Genomic DNA, 18,754 nt, shown 5'->3' on the forward strand with positions numbered 1-18,754 from the left:
GCTGAACCGAGGCAACGGCCGGGGCCGCCACCCCCCACAGGAGAGGCCCCGGCCGTCGCGCGGCACGGGCCGCGCGGCGGCCCGTACTCCCTACAGCGCCGTGCGTGCGTTTTCTGTCACACCTCGCACCCGCCCGCGGTCGTCACGAGCCCGCCGCACATTGTCCTGACATGGACGACCGGCGGTTTCAGGTCGTAACGTGCCTTTCGCGCCGGACGGCGGAGCGGCTGGACCACCGTGCCGCCGTGACCACTACGGTCGTGACCATCCGCGGGCCGTGACCATCCGCGGGCCGGGACCTCCTTCGGACCGGTCACACCGCAACCATCGACCGAGGACCACGACGTGGGGGACGACGCGGAGCTGACAGCCGCGGTGCTCGCGGCACAGCACGGAGACGAGACCGCGTTCCGGGCCGTGTACCGCGCGGTGCACCCGCGGCTCCTCGGGTACGTCCGCACACTGGTCGGCGACCACGACGCCGAGGACGTCGCCTCCGAGGCCTGGCTCCAGATAGCCCGGGACCTGGAGCGGTTCAGCGGCGACGCCGACCGCTTCCGCGGCTGGGCAGCCCGCATCGCCCGCAACCGTGCCCTGGACCACGTCCGGATGCGCGGCCGCCGCCCCGCGATCGGCGGCGACGAGACGGAGCTGACCGGCCGGGCCGCCGACTCCGACACCGCGGGGGAGGCCCTGGAGGCGCTCGCCACCGGCCGCACCCTCGACCTCATCGCTCGGCTGCCGCAGGACCAGGCCGAGGCCGTCGTCCTGCGGGTCGTGATGGGCCTGGACGCCAAGACCGCCGCCGAGACGCTCGGCAAGCGGCCCGGCGCCGTCCGGACGGCCGCGCACCGCGGACTGAAGAAGCTCGCCGAGCTGCTCGGCGACGACCCGGAAACGGCCGGTGTGCTCGGCACCCTGCCGCCCCAGCGAGGACCGCGCTCGCGCGCGGCGACGTCCGCCGGTGTGACGCCTGCGCTCGCGCGGACGCAGAAGGACATGTGATGGCCGACGAGCGCTGTGTCTTCCCGGGGGACGGGCAACCCCCCGGCGGTTCCGCCGCGGCCCGCGGTCCCGGCCGGGACCGCGGCTCCGGCCGCCGGCTGGACCGGGCGGCGGTGGAGCGTCTGCTGAGCGGTCAGGCACCCGACAACGCTGTCGGTGCCGCCCACCGAGACGAGGCCGAACGGCTCGCCCGTACCGTCGGCGCCCTCGCCGCGCTCGCCGCCGCCCCCGCCCCGGCCGACGGCGAACTCCCCGGCGAGGCCGCCGCCCTGGCCGCCTTCCGCAAGGCCCGCGCCGAGCGCCTGCCCCAGCCGGTGGCCTCCCCGACGGCCTCCCCGGACCTCGGCGGCGACGGACGCCCCGGCCGGACGGCGGCACCGGCCGCTCTTCCGGCGGCCGGGCACGACGACCACGCCGACGACGGCGGGCTGATCCGCATCGGCGGACGGAGCGCGCCGGACAGCCGACGCCGCCGCCGTCACCCCGTACGCCTCGGGCTGGCCGCCGCGCTGGCCGTCGGCATGGCCGGCGGGGTCGCCGTCGCGGCCGGTACGGGCATCCTGCCGACACCCTTCGACGGCACCGACCCGGGACCCGCGTCCTCCGTCTCGGGTGCCGCGACCCCCGGCCCGGACCGCCCGCTCGTCCCGCCCCCGCCGGACGACGGCGCGGGCGGCGCGACCGCCTCCGACGGCACCGCGAGCGGCACCCCGGCACCGGACGCCGAGGGGACCGCGCAGGGCACCGGCGACGACTCCGCCGCCCGCGGCACCGAGGACGACCGGAGCTGGCCCAGCGGCGTGACCTCGGCCTGCCGCGACGTCCAGGACGGCCACCGGCTGGACGCCGACCGCCGCAGCGCCCTGGAGGACGCGGCGGGCGGTTCCTCCCGCGTGTCGTCGTACTGCGCGCAGGTCCTCGACACGACCGGCGGCCAGGACTTGGGCACCGGCGACGACCGCGACGCGTGGGACAGCGCGGCCGAGGGCGGCACGAGCAGCGGCCAGGACCGCACGGAAACCGGCAACGGGCAGGACGGCGACGGCGACCAGGGCATCGCCGGCGAGCAGAGCGGCGACGGCGGCGGAGCCGGCCAGGACACCGGGGACGACGAGGACAGCGGCGGCGGGAAGAGCGGCAAGGACACCCGTGCGGACGATGTGACCGGTGTGACCGGTGTGACCGGTGAGTCCACCGCGTTCCACGGCACCAGTGCGTCGGGTGCGTCCGGTACCTCCGGTGCGCCGGGTGTGTTCCGTGGCGCCGGTGGGTCCGGCGGCTACGAACCGTCCGGCGCCTTCCGGTGATCCCACCCCGCCTCTCCCACCGCTCCCCGGCCTTCTTCGAACCCGCCTGACCTGCGGTTTCTCGGTCGCCGAAAAATCTTCGGCTCAGGGTGTGACGTTTTCCGCGGCCGTGACGCAGTACAGAGTGAGCCGACTGGTCATCGGCCCTCGCACCGAGCCGGGGTTCCCCCCGTACCCGCGGCTCGTGCACCCGGCGCGGGCGGGACACGTTCCCCCGGTCCCGCCCGCGCCGAGAACCCCTCCCCGAGAAACCCCGCCCGAGAACCCGCTCCCAAGACGACGGCCCCAGGCGCGCGCCGGGATGACGGCAGGCGCCCGGCCCGGCATGGTGGTGACTGACCGATCCGCACGATCGCTCGGCGGGAGGCATCACACCATGGCGCGCGAGTCGGAGTCCGGACTGCCGATCGAGCCGGTCTACGGGCCGGCCGCCCTGGACGGCTGGGACCCGGAGCGGAAACTGGGGGAGCCGGGGGCGTACCCCTTCACCCGGGGCGTCTACCCCTCGATGTACACGGGCCGCCCCTGGACGATGCGGCAGTACGCGGGATTCGGCACGGCGACCGAGTCCAACGCCCGCTACCGGCAGCTCATCGCCCACGGCACCACCGGCCTGTCGGTCGCCTTCGACCTGCCCACCCAGATGGGCCACGACTCCGACGCGCCGATCGCGCACGGCGAGGTCGGCAAGGTCGGCGTGGCGATCGACTCGGTCGACGACATGCGGGTGCTGTTCGACGGCATCCCGCTGGACCGGGTGTCCACGTCGATGACGATCAACGCCCCCGCCGCCCTGCTGCTGCTCCTGTACCAACTGGTCGCCGAGGAACAGGGCGTCGCCGCCGACCGGCTGACCGGCACGATCCAGAACGACGTGCTCAAGGAGTACATCGCGCGCGGCACGTACATCTTCCCGCCCCAGCCCTCCCTGCGCCTCACCGCGGACATCTTCCGCTACTGCCGGACCGGGATGCCGAGGTGGAACACCATCTCGATCTCCGGCTACCACATGGCCGAGGCGGGCGCCTCCCCCGCGCAGGAGATCGCGTTCACCCTCGCCGACGGCATCGAGTACGTCCGTACGGCGGTCGCGGCCGGCATGGACGTCGACGACTTCGCCCCCCGGCTGTCCTTCTTCTTCGTGGCGCGCACCACCCTCCTGGAGGAGGTCGCCAAGTTCCGTGCCGCGCGCCGCATCTGGGCGCGGGTGATGAAGGAGGAGTTCGGGGCGGAGAACCCGAAGTCGATGATGCTGCGCTTCCACACGCAGACGGCGGGCGTCCAGCTGACGGCGCAGCAGCCGGAGGTGAACCTGGTGCGGGTGGCGGTGCAGGGCCTGGCGGCCGTGCTCGGCGGCACGCAGTCCCTGCACACCAACTCCTTCGACGAGGCGATCGCGCTGCCGACCGACAGGAGCGCGCGGCTGGCGCTGCGGACGCAGCAGGTGCTGGCGTACGAGACGGACGTGACCGCGACGGTCGACCCCTTCGCCGGGTCGTACGTCGTCGAGAGCATGACCGACGACGTCGAGGCGGCCGCGCTGGAGCTGATGCGGAAGGTCGAGGACCTCGGCGGGGCGGTCGCGGCGATCGAACGCGGCTTCCAGAAGTCCGAGATCGAGCGCTCCGCCTACCGCATCGCCCAGGAGACCGACAGCGGCGAACGGACCGTGGTCGGCGTCAACCGCTTCCGGCTCGACGAGGAGGAGCCCTACGAGCCCCTCCGCGTCGACCCCGCGATCGAGGCCCGGCAGGCGGAGCGGCTGGCCAGGCTGCGGGCGGAACGGGACCGGACGGCGGTCGACTCCGCCCTGGACGCCCTGCGGAAGACGGCGGAGGGCGACGACAACGTCCTGTACCCGATGAAGGAGGCGCTGCGGGCGCGGGCGACGGTGGGGGAGGTGTGCGACGCGTTGCGGGGGGTGTGGGGGGCCTATGTGCCGTCGGATACGTTCTGAGCTGGGTGACTCCTCCGAACGGGTGATCGGAGGCGGAATCTGCCCGCCTCCGGTTACGCTCATGGAGAGTGTCTCCGAAGGGAGGGTGCCGTGGCTGTGATGCTGCACGAGTCGTCGCTTTCCGATGCTGCCGACCGGCTCTGGGAGGAGCTGCCCGGGCACCGGGTGGAGATCCTCAACGGGAGCATTGTCGTGACACCGCCGCCGGATGGGCCGCATCAGGAGACGCTGACCTGGCTCATCGAGGAGTTTTCGAAGGTCCGAGCCAGGCAGGCAGGGCTCAGATACCTGCAAGGCGTCGGCTTGTGGCTACCGACGGGGCCGGACGATTACGCGGTGCCGGACTTCTCCGTCGTGGATGCCGATTACAAAGACGCGTTCGTAGAGAAGAATTGCTACGCGCCTCATGTCTTCCGCCTGGTCCTGGAGGTGACCTCCTCGAACTGGACCAATGACACAGCTACGAAGGTCGACATCTACGCCAGGGCGGGCGTCCCCATCTATTTCATCGCCGACCGCAAACACGGCGAGGTCCTCCTGTACACCGACCCCGCCGACGGCAAGTACCCCGCCCCCGCTCGTTACAAGCGGGGCCAGTCGGTCCCCGTCCCCGAGTCCGTAGGGGTCGCCCTGGAGCTCTCCGTCGACACCCTCCTGGACGGCGAGGACTGACCGTCGTACCCCCGTGCGACACTCGTCCTCATGTTCGGCGTCATCGATCTCCCCACCTACCTGGCAGGCCTCGTCCTGATCGTCCTCCTCCCCGGGCCCAACTCCCTGTACGTGCTCTCCGTCGCCGCCCGGCGCGGCGTGCGGGCCGGGTACACCGCCGCGGCCGGGGTGTGGTGCGGCGACACCGTCCTGATGACGCTGTCCGCCGCCGGCGTCGCCTCCCTCCTCCAGGCCAACGCCGTGCTGTTCGGGATCGTGAAGTACGCGGGCGCCGGGTACCTGACCTGGCTGGCGGTCGGCATGCTGCGGGCCGCGTGGGGGATGTGGCGGGACCGGCGGGCGGCGGCCGCCGAGCGGCCCGAGGCCGCCGATCCCGACGAGCGGCCCTTCCGGCGGGCCCTCGTGGTCAGCCTCTTCAACCCCAAGGCGATTCTGTTCTTCGTCGCCTTCTTCGTTCAGTTCGTCGACTCCGACTACGCCTACCCGGCCCTGTCGTTCGTCGTCCTCGGGGCGTTCGCGCAGCTCGCCAGTTTCCTGTATCTCAGCGCGCTGATCTTCAGCGGGACCAGGCTGGCGGACGCCTTCCGGCGGCGCAGGCGCCTCTCGGCGGGGGCCACCTCGGCGGCCGGGGCCCTGTTCCTCGGGTTCGCCGCGAAGCTGTCCCTCGCGAGCTCCTGACCGGGCCGACTACCGGCGCGACCCCAGTGCCGTGACGTACGCCGCGAGGTCCGCCGCCGTGTCACCGGCCCAGCCGACGTACCCGTCGGGCCGGACGAGGAACCACCCGGCCCCGTACAGCTCCGGGGCGGCACCGCGGACGACACGCACCTCGTCCCCCGGGCCGTCCCCGAGGCCGTCCCCCAGGTCCGGCACCTCACCGGCGGTGTCCAGCGCGAGCAGCGTCCAGTGCGGCCCGCGGAACGCGTCGAAGAGCCGCACGCCGCCCACCCTCCCGTCGGGTGCCCGGTCACCGGCCCGCACCCGGCCCGGGGCCGTACGGGTCTCCCGGGACAGCGACGACTCCCGGTAGCCGAGGCCGAGCTGACGCGTCGCGTCCCCGCGCCGGGTCTCCCCCCGGTGGATGCTCGTCGACAGGCCGAGCACCTCGGCGGCGACCGGGCGCCGCTCCTCCTCGTAGGTGTCCAGCAGGGCGGCCGGGGCCTGTCCCCGCAGGACCGCCGCCAGCTTCCAGCCCAGGTTGTACGCGTCCTGCACGCTGGTGTTGAGGCCCTGCCCGCCCGCGGGGGAGTGGACGTGCGCGGCGTCCCCCACGAGGAAGACCCGCCCGTCGCGGAAACGGTCCGCCAGGGCCGCCCGGGGGCGGAAGTCCGACGCCCAGCGGACCTCGGTCACCTGCTCCGGGGTGAGGTGCGAGCGGGCGGCGACGACCGCGCGGATGCCGTCGAGGGAGAGGTCCACCGAGGTCCCCTCCGCGAACCGGGCCACCAGCTGGAAGTCGTCCGTGCCCGCCAGCGGGCAGAGGGAGAGGAAGCCGCCGCCCTCCCCGTCGCCCGGCGGGAAGATGTGCCAGTTGTCGCGGTCCAGACCGGCCACCCGCACGTCCGCCACCAGCGTCGGGCTCGGGTCGACCGTCTCGCCGGTCATACCGATGCCGAGCGCCCGGCGCACGGCCGAACGGCCCCCGTCGGCGGCGACCACGTAGCGGGCGCGCACGTCCCCGCCGGAGGCGCAGTGCGCCGTCACCCCCGCTGCGTCCTGCGTGAGCCCCGTCACCTCGCGCCCGAAGGCGACCTTCCCGCCGAGTTCCTCCAGACGCGCCCGCAGGATCTCCTGCGTGCGCCACTGCGGCACCATCCACGGTTCGTCGTAGGGGGAGTCCTCGGTCGGCTCCACCGGGTCGAACATCCGGTGCTCGCCCGCCCGCCGCCCGTCCTGCCAGATCATCCCGACCGGATAGCCGCCGCTGGCCGCGCGGATCGCGTCGAGGACGCCGAGGTCGTCGAAGACCTCCATCGTGCGCGGCTGGAGCCCCTTGCCCCGCGAGCCGGGGAACAGCCCGTCGGCCCGCTCGACGAGGACCGCGTCCACCCCACGCCGGGCCAGTTCGATGCCCAGGGCCAGCCCGCTCGGGCCCGCGCCCACCACGAGCACGTCCGTCTCGTACGCGTACGCCGTCATACGACCACTCTCCTTAACGTTGTTAAGTGCTGTCGGTCGCAAGGGTGTCCTTAACGGCGTTAAACTGTCAAGCGTGACTCCCGAACGACGCGCCCCGCTGGACCGGAAGCAGGTGGCCGACGCCGCCCTGCGGTTGCTCGACGAGGTCGGCCTGAACGGCCTCACCCTGCGGGCCATCGCCCGGGAGCTGGATGTCAAGGCGCCCGCCCTGTACTGGCACTTCAAGGACAAGCAGGCGCTGCTCGACGAGATGGCGACGGAGATGTACCGCCGGATGGTCGCCGGGACGCCCCTCGACCCGGACGACACCTGGCGGGAGCGGCTGCTGAAAGCCAACCGCGGACTGCGGGCAGCGCTGCTCGGCTACCGCGACGGCGCGAAGGTCTTCAGCGGCTCACGCTTCACCGGCGTCGAGCACGCCGGGCAGATGGAGGACGGCCTGCGCCTCCTCACCGCGGCCGGCTTCCCCTTCGCCCAAGCCGTCCGCGCGGTCACCACGACCCACCTGTACACCCTGGGATTCGTTACGGAGGAACAGGGCGTCCTCCCCCTGCCCGGCGAACGGCGCGAGGGCTTCGACCTCGAGGAGCGCGCCCGGATGATGGCCGACTTCCCCCTGGCGGCCCGGGCGGGCGCGGAGATCTTCACCGATTTCGACCGGCACTTCGAGGAAGGGCTGGCGATCGTCCTGGACGGGATCGCGGCGCGGTACGGGATGCGGTAGGCGGTCTCCGTAGGAGTTTCCGTAGGAGTTTCCGTAGGAGTCTCTCCCTCACCGCACCCGCGACAGCGCCGCCCGCAGCCGGGGCGTCAGCGGCTTCTCCACGAACCGGTTCAGCAGCCAGGCCAGCAGCAGCATCGAGGCGAGCGTCAGGGCGAAGGCGGCCGACGACGGCAGGTGCAGGCCGCGGTGCAGCACGCGGATCACCACCCACCCCAGGTGCTCGTGGACCAGGTAGAACGGGTACGTCAGCGCCCCGGCCACCGTCAGCCGGCGCCAGTTCACCCGGTTCAGCAGGCCGAGCGCGATCGCCGCGACCGCCGCGAAGCCGAAGGCGACCACGCCGACGATGCCGAACGTGGTGCGGTGGGCGAAGGCGTCCGGGTCGGAGGCGTTCCACAGCGAGTCCACCGCGTAGTGCTGCCCGATCAGGAAGCCGACGGCGACGATGCCCCAGGCGAGGGCGTCCCGCCGGTCGCGGTGGACCAGGTAGAGGCCGATGCCGCCGATGAAGTACGGCGCGTACTCCGGCATCAGCACCAGGTCGAGCAGCGGCTCGTGCGCCGCCTCCGCGACGACCGCCGCCAGGGTCCACACCGCGCAGAACAGCACGACCCGCCGCCGGTTCGCGCCCGGCAGCACGACGCACAGCGCGAACAGCGCGTAGAAGCGGATCTCCACCCACAGCGTCCAGCACACGCCCAGCACCCGGTCCGCGCCCAGCGGCTGCTGGAGCAGGGTCAGGTTCACCAGCGCGTCGCTCGGCGACACGGCCTCGTACACGACCGCCGGCAGCGCGAACACCGCCGTCACCAGGACGACGGCCACCCAGTACGCGGGCAGCAGCCGGGACGCGCGGGAGGCGAAGAACGACCGCGGCGAACGGCCCCAGCCGCTCATGCAGATCACGAACCCGCTGATCACGAAGAAGATCTGGACGCCGAGACAGCCGTAGGCGGCGAACGCGCTCAGCGTCGGGAACTGGAGCTTCGGCGAGGTGCCCCAGGCCTGGGTGACGTCACCGCCGCGTCCGGCGTAGTGGTACACCGCCACCATCAGCGCGGCGACCAGCCGCAGCCCGTCCAGGGCCCGGAGCCTGCCCTCCCGCCGCCCCGGAGCCGGCGCGGACGGGTGCGGGGCCGGGGCCGGAACGTCCGGCTCCGGGGCCGCCGGCGCCGCGCCGGACCGTGATGCCGAGGTGCTCACGACCGTTTCCGTCACGCTGTATCCCTCGCAGTGCGCCGTGGGTTCGTCTCTCCCGCCCGCCCCGGACTCCCGGGGGGCCGGGCCGTGCGCGTGCCTCAGTCCGACTTCAGCAGCCGGGCCGAGCGGTTGCCGAGCTGGACGCGCACCGCCTCCCGGCGCGCGAGCTGCCGGATGGACCGGCCCCGCGTGCCGAGCAGGTTCGCCACCCGCGCGACCTCCGTCCACACCCGGGCCCGCTCGCCGCCCGCGATCGCGGCCGCGGAGAGCAGCCGGCAGGCCTCCTTGGCCTCGCCGCGCCGGGCCCGGATCTCGGCCATGCCGATCAGGACGTCCACCGGCTGCCGGCGGCGCAGGATCTCGGTGCCCACCCGCAGGGCGTCGTCGTGCTTGCCCGCCTCGAAGTGACGGGTGAAGTCCTCGGTGAGGTACTTGCCGTGCCGGGCGAGCACCGCGGCGAACCGCGCGTTCGGCGACTCCGCGCCGTCCGGCAGGCCGTCACCGGTCCCGTCGCCGCCCTCCGACACGCCGTGGGCCGTCCTCTCGCCGCCCTCCGACACGCCGTGGGCCGTCCCCTCGCCGCCCTCCGACACGCCGTCCGCCGTTGTCCCCGCGCCGGTCCCGGACGCCCCCGGCGCCCCGCCACCTGCTACGGGGGACCCGCCGGCGGCTACGGGGGACCTGCCGTCGGCGACGGGGCGCCGCCGGGACTCGCCCGGTCCGGGCAGCCCCAGCGCCGTCGTCATCCGGGCGGTGAACGCGGGAATGTCGAACAGCTCCTCGACGTCCTGGTACTCCGTCTCCGACACGGCCTCGTCCAGCACCCGGCGCAGCGCGTCGAGCGCCGCCTCGGGCGTGTACTCGGCGAAGGAGCGGTAGCCGGGAACGCCCTCCAGGACCTCCCGGGAGCCCACCCGGTGGTAGGTGACGGTCCGCAGCCGCTGCTGCACCGCCTCCACCACCGACAGCGGCATGGGGTCGTCGACGCTGGACAGGAAGAAGACGTCCGAGGCGGCGAGTTCCTCCCGCACCCGGTCCCGGGAGAGCGCTCCCATCCACTCGACGCGGTCCGACAGCAGCGTGGCGGCGTTGATCCGCCACGTCTTGTGCCCGATCCACGCGAAGCGCCACGGCAGGCCCTGCGCGTAGGCCAGTTCGGCGACCCGCGAGAACAGGTCGAGGCCCTTGCGGTCCTGCATGGAACCGACCATCACGACCCGCGGCCGCTCCCCGGGCGTGCGCCGCGCGCGGGCGCGGTGGGTGTCGCGGGGGACCGTGTTGTAGACCACGACCGGGTCGCTCACGCCCAGCTGGCGGAACATGTCGGCCTGCGCGGTGGAGACGCACAGCACCTTCAGCTTGGGCAGCAGGGTCAGCATCTCCTGGTGCCGCAGGGTGTGCTGCCCGCCCTCGAAGTTCATGACGTACTCGGTCTCGTGGGCGTACAGCACCACGGACTTCCCGGCGTCCCGCAGCGCCTGGACCAGCTCGTTGGCCAGCGGCGAACGCCAGAACGGGGCCAGGCTGTTGACCAGGACCACCTCGGCGCCCTCCAGGTCCGCCATGACGTCCTCGGCGCGGCTGTAGGCGCCGAGGTCGAAGTAGCGGACGTCCACCGGGCTCTGCGCGAGCAGCGCCTGGGTGTAGGTGAGGACGGGGATCGCCACGCCCGTGACGTACGAGAAGCCGAGGCCCAGCACCGCCAGCGAACGCGGCCGGTCCATCCGCCCCTGGACGGCGCGCAGCGCCCGTTCGGCCCGCGACAGGCCGGCGTGCCCGTCGTCCTCGCCCGCCGTCCAGCGCGGGGCGGGCCGCTCGGCGGGTACGACGGCCCGCTCGACCAGGCGCAGGACGCGTTCGGCCACGTCGTCCTGGAAGGCGATGAAGTGCTCGACGGGCTCGCCGTGCACGTTGGCCGCGAACTTGCCCGAGCGTTGGAGGTCGGCGACCACGTCGACGAGCTCTCCGACGGTGCCCACGTTGCGCAGCAGCGGGTGGTTGACCGTGGGGAAGACGATGTTCAGCGGGGGCGGGCTGAACAGGACCAGCGGGGTGCCCGCCCGCAGCGTCTGGAGATACGTCGTCGAGAAGAAGGTGACCGCCAGGTCGTACCCGTCGAGGGCGTCGGCGTCCAGCAGTGCCTTCTCGTCCAGGACCGTCACGTCGGGCAGGGTGCGCAGCCAGGTGAGGTGGCCGTCGAGCGTGGACGGATGCGGCTTGATCTCCACCTGGCCGAACTCGGTGAGCGCGGCGCACAGTTCGGTGAGCTGCTCGCGGTGCTGGTTCCGGGAGAGCTTGCGCTGGTCACCCAGCGGCTGGTCGAGGACCACGATGCGCAGCGGCTCACCGGGGTCCTTGGCGTGCCGGTGGGTGGTGGAGCGGGCCGCCCGCAGCAGGGCGGGGTCGTCGCTGTGCCCGAGGGCGCCGGTGATGTGGACCGGCGCGTCGGCGTCCGCGGAGCGGAACAGCAGGTGGTGGGCGGTGGCCGGGCCCCAGACGCAGACGGCGGCCGGGCCGGAGGAGCCGTAGTACCAGTTCTGGTCGTGCAGCCCGGCGTCGGTCCGCTTGAAGTGGAAGTCGAGATGGCCGTCCTGGACGAGGACCAGCGGGAGGGAGCGGCCCAGCGTCCCGGCCACCCGGCGTCCGCGCTGCGACTGGTCGTTGAAGAACACCAGCCGGTCGATGCCCTCCTCCTCGGCGAAGGCGCGTATGCGGTGGCCCAGTTCCTCCAGGAACTCGGCGTCGCTCAGCGCCTCGTCGACGGTGAAGAGATTGCGTGCCGTGAGGCCGTCGAAACGGGCCGCCGCCTCCTCCGCGATCCATCCGGCGACGTTTCCGTCCCGGTCCGCGGTGACCAGGTGGAACGAATGGGCGTCGGCGCCCTCGGCGCGCATGATCTCCGACGCGAGGTTGACGCCGTTGCGGTTCTCGACAAACACAGCGATGCGCATCGATGTACCAGTCCACTCCGAAATCTTGGGCGGCGGGGAAGGCGCTCAGAACGCGGTAGCCACCACGAGTACCGGCCTCGGTGACGGAGGACCAGGCATACCTTCTTTCGTGCATGAAATACGATCAGGTTTCCCGTAATGGGGAATCCCGAGGGAACGCCCGGTGAACAGTCTGCGAGCGCTGTGCGTCCGGGCCCGGCCTGGCCCTGCGTCCACGCGGACCGCCTCGGTCTGTCCGCACGGCCGACGGCGGCCGAGCGGGCCTGAGGCGCGCTGTGCCGGTCGCTCGGCGACACGGCGGCCGCGCCCGGGGAGGTCAGTACCGCGGCGGCGCGGGCGACATCGACGACCGTGCGCCCCGCCGGGCGGCGGGCGGTGCGGGGTGCGGCACTCGTGGAGGCCGGAGACGCCCCGCACCGACGGGAGAGCGGTCCCGCACCGACGCACGGCAGGACCCGGTAGCCGCGAAGCCGTCGTGGACGAGGAGGGGGCCTCCCGCGTGGGCGGCCCTCTCCGGCTAAGGGTGGGCGTGATCGTGGCGCTCCCAGAGAACCGTGCCCCGAACGGCCGCCATGGTGACGACGGATCACCTGGGTACCGTGGCCTCGTTCCGGGACCCGCGACGGGTCAGGGGCGGGTGGCACCGTAGTAGTCGGACTCCGGCATGGCGGACGTCAGGGAGGCGATCTCGACGTTCTTGCCGGTGCGTGGGGCGTGGATGACGTTGCCGTCGCCCGCGTACATGGCGACGTGGTAGATCCCGCTGGAGCCGCCGTTCGACCAGAACAGCAGGTCGCCGACCTTCAGGTCGTTGCGGGAGACGGCGTGGTCGGAGGTGGCGCCGTACTGGGCGGCCGCGGTGCGCGGCAGGTGCAGGGAGGGCCAGTAGGAATACTGCACGAGCGAGGAGCAGTCGAAGCCGACCGTGGAGGAGGCGGAGCACGTGCCGTTGAGGTAGCCGTTGACGCCGTCGCAGAAGCCGGTGGTCGGGCCCGAGGGGGAGCCGCCGCCCCACGCGTAGGGGGTGCCGAGGCGGGCGACGGCCCGCCGGACGGCGTCGGCGCCGTCGCCGGAGCCGGACACCTCGTACAGGCCTGCCCCCTGGAACTTCACCATCGTTGACAAGATGATCTTCACGTAGTTCTGGGTCTCCGCGTACGGGGGGATGCCCCGTGCGTCTTCGACGGCTCCCCAGCCCGCGTTGTAGCCGGCCAGGGCGAGCGCGCGGACGTCACCGGAGTACCCGGAGGACTTGGCCTGCTTGAGCAGGGAGCACATCATGCGGCCCTGCGCCATGACGGCGTCGCCGATGTCCCAGGGACTCGCCTCGCCGTTGCCGTCGGCGTCACGGCCCCAGGTCGCCCAGGTGCTGGGCATGAACTGGGCCGGGCCCTGCGCGCCGGCGTCGGAGGTGGCCGCCTCGCGGCTGGTCTGGAACTTGCTCTCCTGGTAGAGCTGCGCGGCCAGCAGGGCCGGGGTCAGCTCCGACTCCGAGCACTCCTCGGAGGCCTTCAGGATCCACGGCCGGAACTCGGCGGGCACGCCCTGGAGGCCACCGCCGCCGTCCGAGAGTTCGTCGGCCGCCGCGTCCTCGTCGACGAGCACCGCGGCCACCAGGCCGGTGACGGCCAGCAGGAACAGGCCTATGACCGCGGCGGCGGCTCTGATGAGCACCTTCACGCGTGTGTCCCCCGAGTCGTGCGCATCCGTTCGGCGACCTTCTGCCGGACGAGGTCACGGGCGGCTGCGTGGGCCTGCCGCCACTGCGCGAGCGTGAGCCCGTAGCCGGCGGCCCAGGAAACCGGGTCGCTCACCCCGGAAACGCCCCGCTCAACCTGTGAAACCGCCTGCCGCACCACACCGATACGCGCCGCCATCTGCTCCTGTGTGAGCCCCATCCGGCGGCGTGTCTCACGCAGCGTCAGACCCGGACCACGATGGAAGAGATCCTCAAGCGGTACCCCAAGGGTGCGGGCCAGAGCACGCGCGACCCGAGGTTGTGGCTGGTGAGAGCCCTTTTCGGCCGACCGTACGGTGTTGGCGCTGATGCCCGCGGCAGCCGCCAGGTCTTCGACGTCGACCCCGGCTTCCAGGCGTAACGCCCGTGCCCGCTGACCGTTGAACAGCGACAACGCCCCCTGACCTCCCCCGACGTAAAAAACGCTACCCAGCACTGTCAGCGGGTCACGCTAGCCTCTGTACTCTCAGAAGCCCAAGATCAATATGGGCGAACGCAAATGTGCCACGGGGGAGTTGAGGCATGTCCACCCACCCGGTGACCTCAATCACCGAAGGTCGGCCGTCTGTTGACCTCCGGTTCGCCTTGATTTCCGTGCACGGCTACGGAATTGCGGGTGCCACGGCGGCCCGGATGCTCGACTCTGAGGGCGGCGGGCAGGCCCGCCTGCTGCACCCGGGGGAGTCCGTCCCGTACGGGGCGCTGCCGGTGCTGCTGGCGGAGACCACCGTGTACGGCGCGGTGTGCGTCGAGCACATGGTCCGCACCTGGAGCACCGCACTGCCCCGCCCCTGGCTGGTGCTGATCTCCGACGCCCCCGCCCGGCCCGTACCCGCCGCGCGCTACCGCTTCCGGGCACTGCGCTCCCGCCTGGCCGGGACCGCGACCGTGCCGTACCTGCCGGTGCTCCGCACGGTCGAGTCGGCCGACGAGGCCCTCCAGGACAAGCACGTACAGGCCGCCGCCGAGAGGCTGCGGCGGCAGATGGAAGGACGATGACCATGCACGCGGCCATGCAGCTGATCAACCTTGCGGCCGACGGGGACCTGATCCCCGGGAGCAAGCCGAAGCAGATCGAGGGACTGGATGACACCGTCGGCGACCTGTTCGACTACGGGTTGTGGCTGCTGATGCTGGCGGGCGCCGGCGGCACCGGCTTCGGCGTCTACAAGCTGGCCGTGTCGGACAAGTCCCGGAACGGCGGCGGCAGCGAACCGTTCAAGTGGATGGGTGCCGGAGTGGCGGCCATCCTGCTGTCGGGGTCTCTGATCACGATCCTCAACGGCATCGCGGGCTAGGCGGCGGACTGTGTCACGGACGAGGGGAACCTGGAACACCCCGGCCACCTGGCTGGCCGGCGCCGCGCTCGCGGCAGTGCTCGCCCTGACCGGGTACGTGGTGCTCGGCGGTAGCGACGACGGCGGATCGGACGCGGCGGGCAAGGGCGGGGCGACGGCGAGCGCGTCCAATTCCGCCACGGCGAGCCCGGTCCCGGACTACACCGAGCCGGGGGACTGGACGGAGCCGGAGCGGTGGGTGGCGCTTCCGCAAGGCGAGCGCACCGACACGTACGGCAGCGAGGTTGGCTTCCCGCACACCACCGAAGGTGCGGTGTCGCTTCTGGTGACCTCTACCAACGGCAGCGTGGAGCCCGGGCACAGCACGGTCGATGTGCAGATGCGCCTCTACCGCTCGTACATGAGCGCCGACGATCGGAGCGACGAAAACGTCGAGAAGATCGAGAAGGGTGCGCAGGAGACCGACAAGAAGTTGCACCAGCAGATGGGGGTGTCTGCGGACAGTGAGCTGCCTTCCGGCTCGTACGTGCGCACCACTGTGATCGGCTTCAAGGTCATCCAGGCGGCCGACGACGAGGTCAGCACATGGATGCTGGCGAAGGTCGTCACGAAGAAGGGCGAGCTGGAGAAGGAAACCGCCGAGTACATCCGCGTGCTGATGGCCGCCCGCTGGGAGACAGAGGACTGGAAGCTGTCGACACAGGCAAGCGTCCAAGCCTCGCAGCAAGTGGGCTCGGACAAGCCGGGGATGGCCGTGCCGGGAGATGAGAAGTTCAACGAGTACGGCTGGACCGCCATCAGGGAGGCGTCGTGAGACGTCTGGCGGCGGTGCTGCTGGCTCTGGTCGCCATGCTCGGGCTGGGGATGGCAGCGGCGCAGCCGACGGCGGCTGACGACGGGCCGATCAGCGACGTCGTGGAGGGCATGTGCGATGTCGGCGCCACCACCACGGCACCGGGACTGATCGGCAACCTCGTCACGGGCGGCGGCGTCTACGACATGTGCGAGAAGGTCGGTGAAGAGGCCCAAGAGAAGGCCAACGAGGCCTGGGACGCGGTCTGGGACTCCGTTCTCGGTGACGTGATTACCTCGGGTGCCGACGTGACGAAGTGGGTCATCAGGAAGGTGTTCACCGTCTCCCTGATGGGCCCGTCGCTGGATCTGGCGGGCACCGGCCTGTTCGGCGAGGACGCCACTCTGGCAGGCATTCTGACCTGGTTCGGGCTGGTCGTCGCCACTGCCGGCGCGATGTGGCAGATCGGCAAGATGGCTGTCACCGGCCAGGCCAAACACCTGGGACGGGCCGCGCTGGGCTGGGTGGAGAACGTCCTGCTGTCCGCGGTGGGCGTCAGCCTGATCGCGGTCCTGCTGTCCGCGGGGGACGCCCTGACCGCCGGGCTGGTCGACGCGACCTTCAGCAAGGACGGCGATGCCTACGAGACGATCGTGGGGATCATGGTGCCCGCGACGGCAGCGGTCCACAACCCGGTCACCATGCTGTGCGTCGTCGTGGTCCTGCTGCTGATCGGGTTCATCCAGCTGGTCATGGTCTTCCTGCGGCAGGCCGCGATCCCGATCCAGTGTCTGCTGCTGCCCGTGGCCGCGGGCGGTCGGGTCGGCGGCGACGCCACCCGGCAGTGGGCGCCCCGCCTGATCACGTCGATCCTCGTGGTCATCGCCTACAAGCCGATTCTTGCGGTGATCATCTGCGTGGGCTTCAGCGAGCTCGGCAACGACTCGCACACGCTCGCGGATTGGCTGCGCGGCTGCGCCACGTTCGTCCTGGCGATCCTCGCGCCGGGCCCGCTGACGAAGCTCTTCGCTCCGTTCGGCGCGGCCCTCGGGTCGGGCCTGGCCACCGGGGGCATCGGCGGCGCGCTGGGCAGTGCCGCGGACTACTTCGGGGGCCTTGGCGGCAAGGACGGCAAGGACGGCGGCGCCGGAGCGCAGCTTCCCACTCCGATGGACCGCGCCAAGTACGTCGAGCAGAGCATGGGCCGTCAGGGCAGCGGCGGCACCGGCGGCGAGGGGGAGGCCGGGCGCGACGCCCAGACGCAGGCCGCACGGAACGAGGCGGGCCGGGTTCCCGCTCAGGGTGCTCCGGCCGACGGCGCCACGGCCGGCATCGGAGCGGACACCGCGAAGACCGGAGCCCCCGGCGTCCAGACGGCCGGAGCGCCCGGCTCGACCGCGAGCACCGGCGGTACGGCGGCGGCCGGCGCGGCCGGTATCGCCATTCAGATCTTCGACGGGGTGAACAACGCCCTCCAGGGGGCGAGCAATGAGATCGCGAACGGGGGCAACACGCAGTGACCAGCCATGAGGTGCCGCGGACACTGATGGTCGACGGTTTCCGGACCCGGCAGTCCTTCGGGTTCGGCGGTCTGTCGAAGACGGCCACGATGGTGGCCGCGGGGGTCCTGGTCGCCGAGGGCATCGTCGGCTCGCAGGCGCCGGGCACCCTCCTCGTCACCCTTCCGGTCACGTTCCTGGGCATCGTCGCGGCGGCCGCCCGCCGGCACGGCATGTCCGCGCTGGCCTACTGCTGGGCCCGCCTGTCGTGGAAGCGGGCCGCCCGGGTGGACGCGACCGCCTACCGGAGGGTGCTGCTGCCCTACCCGTACGCGTTGGATCTGCCGGGGGTGGGGGCCAGTTCCACCCTGATCAAGGCCTACGACCCCACCACCGGCAGGCACGTTGGCGTCGTCCACGACCGCGGCTCGGGCCGTATGACCGTCACGACGCTGCTGGCGCCCGGCGGCAGCCTGATGGCGCCGACCGGCGCCGTGCAGAGCAGTCTGCGGACCTGGTCGAGCGTGCTGGACGCCATGTCCACCGACGACCACGTCAGGGGCGCGAGCGTCACCATCCAGATCACCCCCGGTGCGGGGGAGGCTCTGGGCGACGACGTGAAAGCCCGCAAGGACCCGCGCGCCCCGCGGCTGGCCACGCAGATCATCGACGAACTGGTCCGCACCACCCCGCACGCCACCGCCAGCGTGGCGCCGTGGATGAGCGTCATCGTCGACCCCACCGCCTCCGCCAACGCGCCGACCGAACTCGCCGACCAGGTCGCCGAGGCCCTGCGCGTGGTGGACGGGCTGGACCTGTCCGGCACGGGCACCGACATCGAACGCCGCGCCACCGACATCGACCTACGCCGCCTGGTCCGGTCCGCCTACGACCCGGACGTCTTCAACGCCCGCGACAAGGAGTTCGAGGAGCTGTCCTGGTCGGAGTGCGGGCCCCAGGCCGCCGACGACGGCTGGGAGGAGTACGCCCACGACGGCGGCGTCTCCGTCTCCTGGGTGCTGCGGGAGATGCCGCGCCGCCCCATCTCCTACAGCGTGCTGCTGCCCCTGCTCGCGCCGGGCCGCTTCCAGCGGCGCATCACCCTCGCCTACCGGGTCTTGGACCCGCATGAGGGGGAGGCGGTGCTGGAGCGGGAGATCTCCCACGCCTACAACCGGGCGCAGGCCACCGCCGAGGTCAAGGGCCGTGCGAAGTGGTCGCAGAAGGCCGACGCCCAGCGCGCCGAGCAGGCCGCCGCCCAGGTCGCCGGGGGCTCCCAGGTCTGCGACTGGACGCTTATGGTCACCGTGACCGCCCGCAGCACCGCCGACCTGCCCGCGGCCCGCCAGGAACTGGAACGCGCGGTCAAGGCCACGCGCGGCATCCGCATGCGGCCCGCCTATGGCGCGCAGGCCGCGGTCTTCGCGGCCGGACTGCCGCTCGGCTACCACCCGCTGGTGAAGGACTGACC

16 protein-coding genes are annotated in these 18,754 nt (G+C 72.4%); 11 read left to right on the plus strand and 5 right to left on the minus strand.

Translation table 11 applies throughout. The features are described from left to right. Positions 1-345: 345 nt before the first annotated feature. The 5 genes from ACIP67_RS31545 to leuE all read left to right on the plus strand — a co-directional run bounded on the left by ACIP67_RS31545 (position 346) and on the right by leuE (position 5,619). Entirely contained in the window at positions 346-1,005 is a 660-nt protein-coding gene (locus tag ACIP67_RS31545; RefSeq protein WP_401696321.1) for an RNA polymerase sigma factor, read from the plus strand. Then, on the plus strand, positions 1,005-2,312 hold the full coding sequence (locus ACIP67_RS31550) for a hypothetical protein (RefSeq protein WP_401696322.1): 1,308 nt from the start codon (positions 1,005-1,007) through the stop codon (positions 2,310-2,312). The genes ACIP67_RS31545 and ACIP67_RS31550 overlap by 1 nt, the downstream gene beginning before the upstream one ends. 376 nt (positions 2,313-2,688) lie before the next feature. Continuing rightward, positions 2,689-4,269, plus strand: coding sequence for a methylmalonyl-CoA mutase (locus ACIP67_RS31555; RefSeq protein ID WP_401696323.1), 1,581 nt, complete (start codon positions 2,689-2,691; stop codon positions 4,267-4,269). A gap of 99 nt (positions 4,270-4,368) precedes the next feature. Further along, positions 4,369-4,941: a Uma2 family endonuclease gene (locus ACIP67_RS31560; RefSeq protein WP_401696455.1), complete on the plus strand. Its 573-nt coding sequence runs from the start codon at positions 4,369-4,371 to the stop codon at positions 4,939-4,941. Between the two features lie 30 nt (positions 4,942-4,971). Continuing rightward, the gene (gene leuE, locus ACIP67_RS31565; RefSeq protein ID WP_401696324.1) at positions 4,972-5,619 is read left to right on the plus strand and encodes a leucine efflux protein LeuE; all 648 of its coding nucleotides are present in this window, start codon (positions 4,972-4,974) and stop codon (positions 5,617-5,619) included. Positions 5,620-5,628: 9 nt separating this feature from the next. Here leuE and ACIP67_RS31570 read toward each other — a convergent pair whose 3' ends face one another. Then, positions 5,629-7,080, minus strand: coding sequence for an FAD-dependent oxidoreductase (locus tag ACIP67_RS31570; RefSeq protein ID WP_401696325.1), 1,452 nt, complete (start codon positions 7,078-7,080; stop codon positions 5,629-5,631). A 73-nt stretch (positions 7,081-7,153) separates the two neighbouring features. Here ACIP67_RS31570 and ACIP67_RS31575 point away from each other — a divergent pair, with 73 nt between their 5' ends. After that, positions 7,154-7,804 carry a TetR/AcrR family transcriptional regulator gene (locus ACIP67_RS31575; RefSeq protein ID WP_401696326.1) on the plus strand — a complete coding sequence of 217 codons (651 nt, stop codon included), beginning with the start codon at positions 7,154-7,156 and terminating at the stop codon, positions 7,802-7,804. 48 nt (positions 7,805-7,852) lie between these two features. Here ACIP67_RS31575 and ACIP67_RS31580 read toward each other — a convergent pair whose 3' ends face one another. The 4 genes from ACIP67_RS31580 to ACIP67_RS31595 form a co-directional block, all read right to left on the minus strand. Beyond that, positions 7,853-9,022, minus strand: a complete 1,170-nt coding sequence (locus ACIP67_RS31580) for an acyltransferase family protein (protein WP_401696327.1) — start codon at positions 9,020-9,022, stop codon at positions 7,853-7,855. An 80-nt stretch (positions 9,023-9,102) separates the two neighbouring features. Then, positions 9,103-11,955 carry a glycosyltransferase family 4 protein gene (locus ACIP67_RS31585; protein ID WP_401696329.1) on the minus strand — a complete coding sequence of 951 codons (2,853 nt, stop codon included), beginning with the start codon at positions 11,953-11,955 and terminating at the stop codon, positions 9,103-9,105. Between the two features lie 627 nt (positions 11,956-12,582). Further along, positions 12,583-13,635, minus strand: a complete 1,053-nt coding sequence (locus tag ACIP67_RS31590; protein WP_401696330.1) for an NlpC/P60 family protein — start codon at positions 13,633-13,635, stop codon at positions 12,583-12,585. After that, positions 13,632-14,087: a helix-turn-helix transcriptional regulator gene (locus tag ACIP67_RS31595; RefSeq protein WP_401696331.1), complete on the minus strand. Its 456-nt coding sequence runs from the start codon at positions 14,085-14,087 to the stop codon at positions 13,632-13,634. The genes ACIP67_RS31590 and ACIP67_RS31595 overlap by 4 nt, the downstream gene beginning before the upstream one ends. Before the next feature lie 239 nt (positions 14,088-14,326). Here ACIP67_RS31595 and ACIP67_RS31600 point away from each other — a divergent pair, with 239 nt between their 5' ends. The 5 genes from ACIP67_RS31600 (at position 14,327) to ACIP67_RS31620 (ending at position 18,752) form a co-directional block, all read left to right on the plus strand. After that, positions 14,327-14,692, plus strand: coding sequence for a hypothetical protein (locus tag ACIP67_RS31600; protein ID WP_401696332.1), 366 nt, complete (start codon positions 14,327-14,329; stop codon positions 14,690-14,692). Next, on the plus strand, positions 14,689-14,991 hold the full coding sequence (locus tag ACIP67_RS31605; RefSeq protein WP_401696333.1) for a hypothetical protein: 303 nt from the start codon (positions 14,689-14,691) through the stop codon (positions 14,989-14,991). The genes ACIP67_RS31600 and ACIP67_RS31605 overlap by 4 nt, the downstream gene beginning before the upstream one ends. A 76-nt stretch (positions 14,992-15,067) precedes the next feature. Next, complete coding sequence (locus tag ACIP67_RS31610) at positions 15,068-15,805, plus strand: hypothetical protein (RefSeq protein ID WP_401696334.1); 738 nt, start codon at positions 15,068-15,070, stop codon at positions 15,803-15,805. Further along, positions 15,802-17,304 carry a hypothetical protein gene (locus ACIP67_RS31615; protein WP_401696335.1) on the plus strand — a complete coding sequence of 501 codons (1,503 nt, stop codon included), beginning with the start codon at positions 15,802-15,804 and terminating at the stop codon, positions 17,302-17,304. The genes ACIP67_RS31610 and ACIP67_RS31615 overlap by 4 nt, the downstream gene beginning before the upstream one ends. Continuing rightward, on the plus strand, positions 17,301-18,752 hold the full coding sequence (locus tag ACIP67_RS31620) for an SCO6880 family protein (RefSeq protein WP_401696336.1): 1,452 nt from the start codon (positions 17,301-17,303) through the stop codon (positions 18,750-18,752). Before ACIP67_RS31615 ends, ACIP67_RS31620 begins: the two co-directional genes overlap by 4 nt. Positions 18,753-18,754: the final 2 nt, after the last annotated feature.

The sequence above is a fragment of the Streptomyces sp. NPDC088812 genome, assembly GCF_044750285.1.
In the GTDB taxonomy this organism is placed as follows: domain Bacteria; phylum Actinomycetota; class Actinomycetes; order Streptomycetales; family Streptomycetaceae; genus Streptomyces.

Coding starts and splice junctions, on each gene's coding strand:
- ACIP67_RS31555 (WP_401696323.1), top strand. CDS start 2,689: ATGGCGCGCGAGTCGGAGTCCGGACTGCCGATCGAGCCGGTCTACGGG.
- leuE (WP_401696324.1), top strand. CDS start 4,972: ATGTTCGGCGTCATCGATCTCCCCACCTACCTGGCAGGCCTCGTCCTG.
- ACIP67_RS31550 (WP_401696322.1), top strand. CDS start 1,005: ATGGCCGACGAGCGCTGTGTCTTCCCGGGGGACGGGCAACCCCCCGGC.
- ACIP67_RS31570 (WP_401696325.1), bottom strand. CDS start 7,080: ATGACGGCGTACGCGTACGAGACGGACGTGCTCGTGGTGGGCGCGGGC.
- ACIP67_RS31585 (WP_401696329.1), bottom strand. CDS start 11,955: ATGCGCATCGCTGTGTTTGTCGAGAACCGCAACGGCGTCAACCTCGCG.
- ACIP67_RS31605 (WP_401696333.1), top strand. CDS start 14,689: ATGACCATGCACGCGGCCATGCAGCTGATCAACCTTGCGGCCGACGGG.
- ACIP67_RS31560 (WP_401696455.1), top strand. CDS start 4,369: ATGCTGCACGAGTCGTCGCTTTCCGATGCTGCCGACCGGCTCTGGGAG.
- ACIP67_RS31600 (WP_401696332.1), top strand. CDS start 14,327: ATGCTCGACTCTGAGGGCGGCGGGCAGGCCCGCCTGCTGCACCCGGGG.